At 71.1% G+C, this 5,542-nt stretch carries 6 protein-coding genes; 4 read left to right on the top strand and 2 right to left on the bottom strand.

The genetic code is table 11. From position 1 onward, the window contains the following. The 3 genes from BN11_RS14345 to BN11_RS14335 all read left to right on the top strand — a co-directional run. On the top strand, positions 1-851 hold an 851-nt coding region (locus BN11_RS14345), incomplete at its 5' end, for a lysophospholipid acyltransferase family protein (RefSeq protein ID WP_327152868.1). 14 nt (positions 852-865) lie between these two features. After that, positions 866-2,182, top strand: coding sequence for a Mur ligase family protein (locus BN11_RS14340; protein ID WP_048698737.1), 1,317 nt, complete (start codon positions 866-868; stop codon positions 2,180-2,182). Beyond that, positions 2,179-2,916, top strand: a complete 738-nt coding sequence (locus tag BN11_RS14335; RefSeq protein WP_048698732.1) for a type 1 glutamine amidotransferase — start codon at positions 2,179-2,181, stop codon at positions 2,914-2,916. Before BN11_RS14340 ends, BN11_RS14335 begins: the two co-directional genes overlap by 4 nt. A 127-nt stretch (positions 2,917-3,043) precedes the next feature. Here the strand turns inward: BN11_RS14335 and BN11_RS14330 are convergent, their stop codons facing one another. Together BN11_RS14330 and BN11_RS14325 are read right to left on the bottom strand one after the other, a co-directional pair. After that, positions 3,044-4,162: a lysylphosphatidylglycerol synthase transmembrane domain-containing protein gene (locus BN11_RS14330; RefSeq protein ID WP_048698729.1), complete on the bottom strand. Its 1,119-nt coding sequence runs from the start codon at positions 4,160-4,162 to the stop codon at positions 3,044-3,046. Then, entirely contained in the window at positions 4,159-4,998 is an 840-nt protein-coding gene (locus BN11_RS14325) for a PIG-L deacetylase family protein (RefSeq protein ID WP_048698726.1), read from the bottom strand. Before BN11_RS14325 ends, BN11_RS14330 begins: the two co-directional genes overlap by 4 nt. A gap of 68 nt (positions 4,999-5,066) precedes the next feature. On the opposite strand from BN11_RS14325, the gene BN11_RS23900 reads away from it, so the two are divergent. Beyond that, a partial coding sequence (locus BN11_RS23900) for a glycosyltransferase (RefSeq protein WP_048698723.1) occupies positions 5,067-5,542 on the top strand: 476 nt, incomplete at its 3' end.

Raw genomic sequence — 5,542 nt, 5'->3', positions numbered from 1 at the left:
GCGGTGGTGACCGGACCGCCTACGACCACCACGCCGCATACGGCGACCGGACCGCACACGACCACCCGACCGCATACGGAGGGGGAGACATGACCGCTGGCCACCCGGTGGGGGAGGGCAACGCGCTCCTCGACGGCGTGATGCGCTATGTGGTGATCGGGCCAGCGTTCTATGCGCTGGCACGCCCGACTGTCGTTGGGCGCGAACACATTCCGCCCGAGGGCAGCCCGGCGATCATCGCGAGCAACCACCTGTCGTTCAGTGATTCGATGGTCATCCCGCTGGCGTCGGGGCGGCGGGTGAGCTTCCTCGGCAAGGCGGAGTACTTCCACGGCACGGGGGTCAAGGGCGCGTTGATGCGGGCCTGGTTCCGCTCGTTCGGGACCATCCCGGTCGAGCGCACCGACGCGCGGGCCGCCGCCGAGTCGCTGCACCTGGCCGAGCGGGTGCTGGGTGCCGGCGGGGCGTTCGGGATCTATCCGGAGGGCACGCGGTCGCGGGACGGACGCCTGCACAAGGGCCGCACGGGAGTCGCGAGGCTGGCGCTGTCGACGGGAGCGCCGATCGTGCCGTGCGCGCTCATCGGCACCGACAAGCTGCAGCCGCCGGACGCGCGAGTGCTGCGGCCGACGAAGGTGACGGTGCAGTTCGGGCCGGCGATCGATGTCGCTGCGCTGCAAGCACAATTCACCAAGGCGGCGCTGCTGCGGGCGATCACCGATGCCGTGATGGATTCGATCGGGGCCATGTCGGGGCAGGAGCGTTCCGCGCGGTACGCCAGCGACGTCAACGCCGAACTCGACGCGCGCGGCTCCGGCGAGGCGGGGTCGCGAGAGCCCTTCGCGGGGTGACATAGGGTTCTCGAATGCTGCGCACATCAGCCGCGATCGCTGCGGGCAAGCTCGCGCGCGCCGTGGCCAGACGCCGCGGCGGCGGCTCGGCCATGCCCGGACTCGTGGCCGAACGCATCGACCCGAAGATCCTCGGACACGCCCTCGGCGGCCTGCCGGACGGCATCGTCGTCGTCTCCGGCACCAACGGCAAGACGACGACCACGCGCATGCTCGTCGCCCTCCTGCGCGCCCACGGGCACAGCGTCTTCACCAATCCCACGGGCAGCAACTTCACGCGCGGCGTGATCTCGGCGCTGCTGGGCGAGGTCGGGCTGCGCGGCAGACCGGTGGCCGACATGGCCGTGCTCGAGCTCGACGAGGCGCACGCGCTGAAGTTCGCCGACGCTGTCACCCCGACGCATGCGCTCCTGTTGAACGTCGCTCGCGACCAGCTCGACCGGTTCGCGGAGATCGACCACACGGCGAAGCTGCTGGCGCAACTCGCGTCGCGCACCTCGACCGGCGTGGTGATCAACCGGGACGACTCCTTCGTCGCGCGCAGCGCCGATGGCGTGAAAACCGGTGTGCGCGTGGACTATTTCGGTGTCGACGCGTCGATCGCCCACCGGCTGCCTGAGCTGATGGAGCAGGACACGCGCCTCGACGATGACTATGTCGTGCCGCCGGCGGGTGCGGGCGACGTGCTGCTCAAGCCGCGTGACGAGCGCGCCTTCGTCATCCTCCTCGGTGCTGACGGGGTCGGCGGCAGCGTCGGGCCGGTCGAACTCAAGCAGCGCGGGCTGGCGGCGATGATCAACGCGACGGCGGCCACCGCCATGGCGCGACAGCTGCTCGGCGGGTCGTTCGATCCGGTGCGGGCGGCGTCGGCGCTGGCGTCCGTGACGGCGCCCTTCGGCCGCGGTGAGGTGATCGACGCCGACGGCGCGCCGCTGGAACTGGTGCTCGTCAAGAACCCCGCCGGGTTCACCGTCGCCCTGTCGACCTATGGCTCGACGCCGGTGCGCACGATGATCGCCATCAACGACAATTACGCCGACGGCCGCGACGTCTCGTGGCTCTATGACGTCTCGTTCGAGTCGCTGCGCACGATCGGGGTGGCGTTGACGTCGGGGGTGCGGGCCTACGACATGGCGCTGCGACTGCAGTATGACGAGGTGGCGGTCGATGCCGTCGAGCCCGACCTGGCGGCGGCGCTCGATCGCTTCCTCGCGGCCCGCGACGGCCAGCCGGCCCGGATCTTCTGCACCTACACGGCGATGATGACGCTGCGCCGCATCCTGGCCGAGCGCTACGATCTGCCCGCCTTCGGGGAGGAGGCCACGTCATGAGCGAGGAGTCGACCAAGGGCGAGGTGCACGTCGTCCATCTCTATCCGCGGGAGATGAGCATCTACGGCGACCTGGGCAACACCCGCGCGATGGTCTCGCGCCTGACGCGGCACGGCTATTCGCCTGTGCTGCACCAGCATCACCCGGGTGCGCCCTTTCCGGAGCAGGCCCATCTCGTCCTCGGCGGCGGCGGCCAGGACTCCGGGCAGGCCCGGGTCGAGGCCGACCTCGAGGTCATCGCACCCCGGCTGAGCGAACTCGCCGCCGCCGGCACCCCGATGCTGATGATCTGCGGCATGTACCAGCTCTTCGGCAACGCCTTCGTCACCGTCGAAGGCAAGCGCCTCCCCGGCCTCGGCATCCTCGACGTGACCACGCAGGGCAACGCCAAGCGGATGATCGGGCCGGTCGTCCTGTCCACCGACTTCGGCGATGTCGTGGGCTACGAGAACCATTCCGGCTCGACGCGGTTGGGATCCGGGCAGGCGCCCTTCGGCACCGTGCGGTCCGGGTTCGGCAACAACGGCGAGGACCAGACCGAGGGCGCCCGCACCGGCAATGTCGTCGGCACCTACCTGCACGGCCCGATCCTGCCCGCCAACCCGGCTTTCGCCGATGCGCTCATCGGCTATGCCGCCGAACTCGCCACCGGCCGCCCCTTCGAGCCCGGCACCCTCGACGATGCCTTCGCCGACCAGGCCCGCACCCGCCAGGTCCGCCGGCTCGTCGGCTGACCCCCGCGGCCTACCCGCCCCGGCCGCGGACCCCGGACCAAGCCCAAGGAACCTCTGCTAGCAGATGTTACTGAAATCGGCACACCTAGGGAGGTCTGCTGATTTGACGAACCTCTGTTAGCAGAGGTTACTCGGATCCGGTTGGTGTGCACCGGGATCGGGGGAGGTCGGGCGGTGGGTCGGGGTCGGTCAGGTCGGGCTCGGTGGCTTTGGGTATGACGCTCCAAGCCAGCCAGCCGAGGGCGCCGAGGGGGACTTCCATCAGGTGGGTGAAGATCGAGAAGAGGACGACGCCGGCCGTCGCCTCGGCGGGGGCGGCGCCCCAGGCCACGAGGGCGGCGGCGGTGCCGGTCTCGGTCACGCCCATCCCGCCGGGGGTGATCCCGACGGCGGTGAGCAGCCGGCCGATGGCGAACGCGGCGAACAGTTCGCCGTGGAAGAGCTCGACACCGGTATTGCGCATGATCGCGACGAAGGTGAGGTAGTAGAAGCCGAAGTAGCCGGCGAGGCCCAGCGTCATGGGCAGCCAGCCCTTGGCGACGATGTGCAGGATGCGCGAGCGCAGGTCGGTCACCAGCGCGTCGATCGTCATCGTGCGCTTGGTCCGCCTGGTCAACGGCGCCAACAGCCGGTCGAGGCCGCGCCCGACCCGCCGCGCCACCCGCTCCGAAGCCAGCGCCCCCACGAAGAGGACCACGACGACGGTGCCGCTGATCATCGCCGCGATCGCGGCATCGCGCAGCACCGGTGTCATCCCGACCCGGCCGATGGTCAGCGCGGCAATGGCGATGAGCGGCAACGCGATCCGGGCCAGGGTGTTCCACACCCCGGTCACGATCGCGGACGTCGACACCACGCGCCGCGAGATGCCCCACGATCGGGCGATCGCGTAGGTCGCCGCCAGTCCCACCGCCCCGCCCCCGGGGAGCAGGTTGCTCACCGAGGATCCGCAGACATTCATGACCAGGGCCCGCGGATGGCTCAGCCCCGGCATCGACGCCGACAGGGTCAGGGTGTAGCTCCACAACCCGAGGAGCACCAGCCCGAGGAAGATCAGGGCGTTGCCCACGGTGATGGTGGTCAGCACGGCCCAGACCTCGTGCCAACTCGTCTGGGCGAAGCGCGGCAGGCCCCAGATCAGCAGGGCGGCCGAGAGGGCCAGGCCCGCAGCAGCCTGCAAGAGTTGCGTGCGGCCGAAGTGGGGCCGGGCCGCGGAATCGCGAGCCGTCTCGCGAGCGGTGCTCATGGCAGCCCCGCGAAGATGTCGCGTGCGACGCCCGCGCCGGCCGGGTGCGCCGGGTCGCGGAACCACTCCCGGCCGAAGATCAGGTCGTATGCCGGCCGCGGGATCCGCAGGAACGCCGCCAGCGTGCGGTCGGCCCCGTCGGCCAGCGCCTGCGATGCGTGCGCGCGCATCGCCGCGCGCTTGGCTGCCGCAAAGCGCAGCACGTCGATCCGATGGGTGATGTCACGGCGGGCACTGAAGGCCGAGCAGAAACCCTCAATGTCGAATTCGGGCGGATAGCGATAGACCCTGGCGGACAGGCGCACCGCCGCGGCGAGCAGATCTCGCGGGATCGTCGCCTCCAGCACCCGGGGCGTGCCGGCGAGGCGTGCCGCCGCCGCAGCGACCTCGTGAACCCGCACGTGGTCACGGTGCCCGTAGCCGCCGCGCGCGTCATACGACAACAGCACATCGGCCGATTCCTCGCGCAGCAGCACGGCGAGCCGCTGCGCCGCCTCGGCCACGGGCGCCCGCACGAAGCGGGTCCGGCCGGGCGGATCAGCATACAGCTCGGGGCCCATCCCCGAGTCGGCGTAGCCGAGCCACTCCACGCGCGACACCCCGAGCTCGTCTGCGCTTTGTCGCGCCTCGGCCAGCCGTTGCGCGCCCAGGTCGCGCGCCCGAGTCGCCGAATCCGTCAGTCCCAGATCACCATTGGTGGCGAGGACGAGCACCACCCGGTGCCCTGCCGCAGCCGCCTTGGCCATCGTGCCGGCGGTGAGCAGCGCCTCGTCGTCGGGGTGGGCGTGAAAGGCCACGAGCGTGCGCCTCCCCCCGGACGGCCGGCTCGTGGTCATGCCCCCATCCTCCCGTATGCCGCGCGCTCCCGCTCGCAATCGGTGCCTCGTGGCAAGCTGTGGGGGCCATGAAGATCGCGCTGCTCTCCGATTGCTACCCGCCGCGGCTGGGCGGGATCGAGACCCAGGTGCGCGACCTCGGCCGGCAGCTGGCTGCGGCGGGGCACGAGGTACACGTCTATACGGCAACCCCGGAGAGCCGGCCCCGCCTGCGGCTGCGCAATGTCACGGTCGCGGCGGACTCGGGGGTGATCGTGCACCGGGTCACGCTGCCCTTGCCGTTCGCGCTGCCGGTGAATCCGGTGGCGCCCAGCATCATTCGCGACGAACTGCGCACGTTCGACGTCGCCCACGTGCACATGGGCGTGGTCTCGCCGTTCGCCGCCGACATGGCGAACCTGGCCCTCGATCTCGCGGTGCCGACGGCGATCACGTGGCACTGCGTCCTCGGTGAAGCGGCGATCGCCGCGCACCGGCGGCTGGGCACGGCGGCCCGGTGGCGGGCCCGCGGTGCCGCGCTCTCGGGCGTGTCGCGCATGGCGGG

It is taken from the genome of Nostocoides australiense Ben110 (assembly GCF_001050535.1).
Taxonomy (GTDB): Bacteria; Actinomycetota; Actinomycetes; order Actinomycetales; family Dermatophilaceae; genus Nostocoides_A; species Nostocoides_A australiense.
This window is presented reverse-complemented; position numbering and strand designations above follow the sequence as displayed.

Coding starts and splice junctions, on each gene's coding strand:
- BN11_RS14330 (WP_048698729.1), bottom strand. CDS start 4,162: ATGAGCACCGCTCGCGAGACGGCTCGCGATTCCGCGGCCCGGCCCCAC.
- BN11_RS14325 (WP_048698726.1), bottom strand. CDS start 4,998: ATGACCACGAGCCGGCCGTCCGGGGGGAGGCGCACGCTCGTGGCCTTT.
- BN11_RS14335 (WP_048698732.1), top strand. CDS start 2,179: ATGAGCGAGGAGTCGACCAAGGGCGAGGTGCACGTCGTCCATCTCTAT.
- BN11_RS14340 (WP_048698737.1), top strand. CDS start 866: ATGCTGCGCACATCAGCCGCGATCGCTGCGGGCAAGCTCGCGCGCGCC.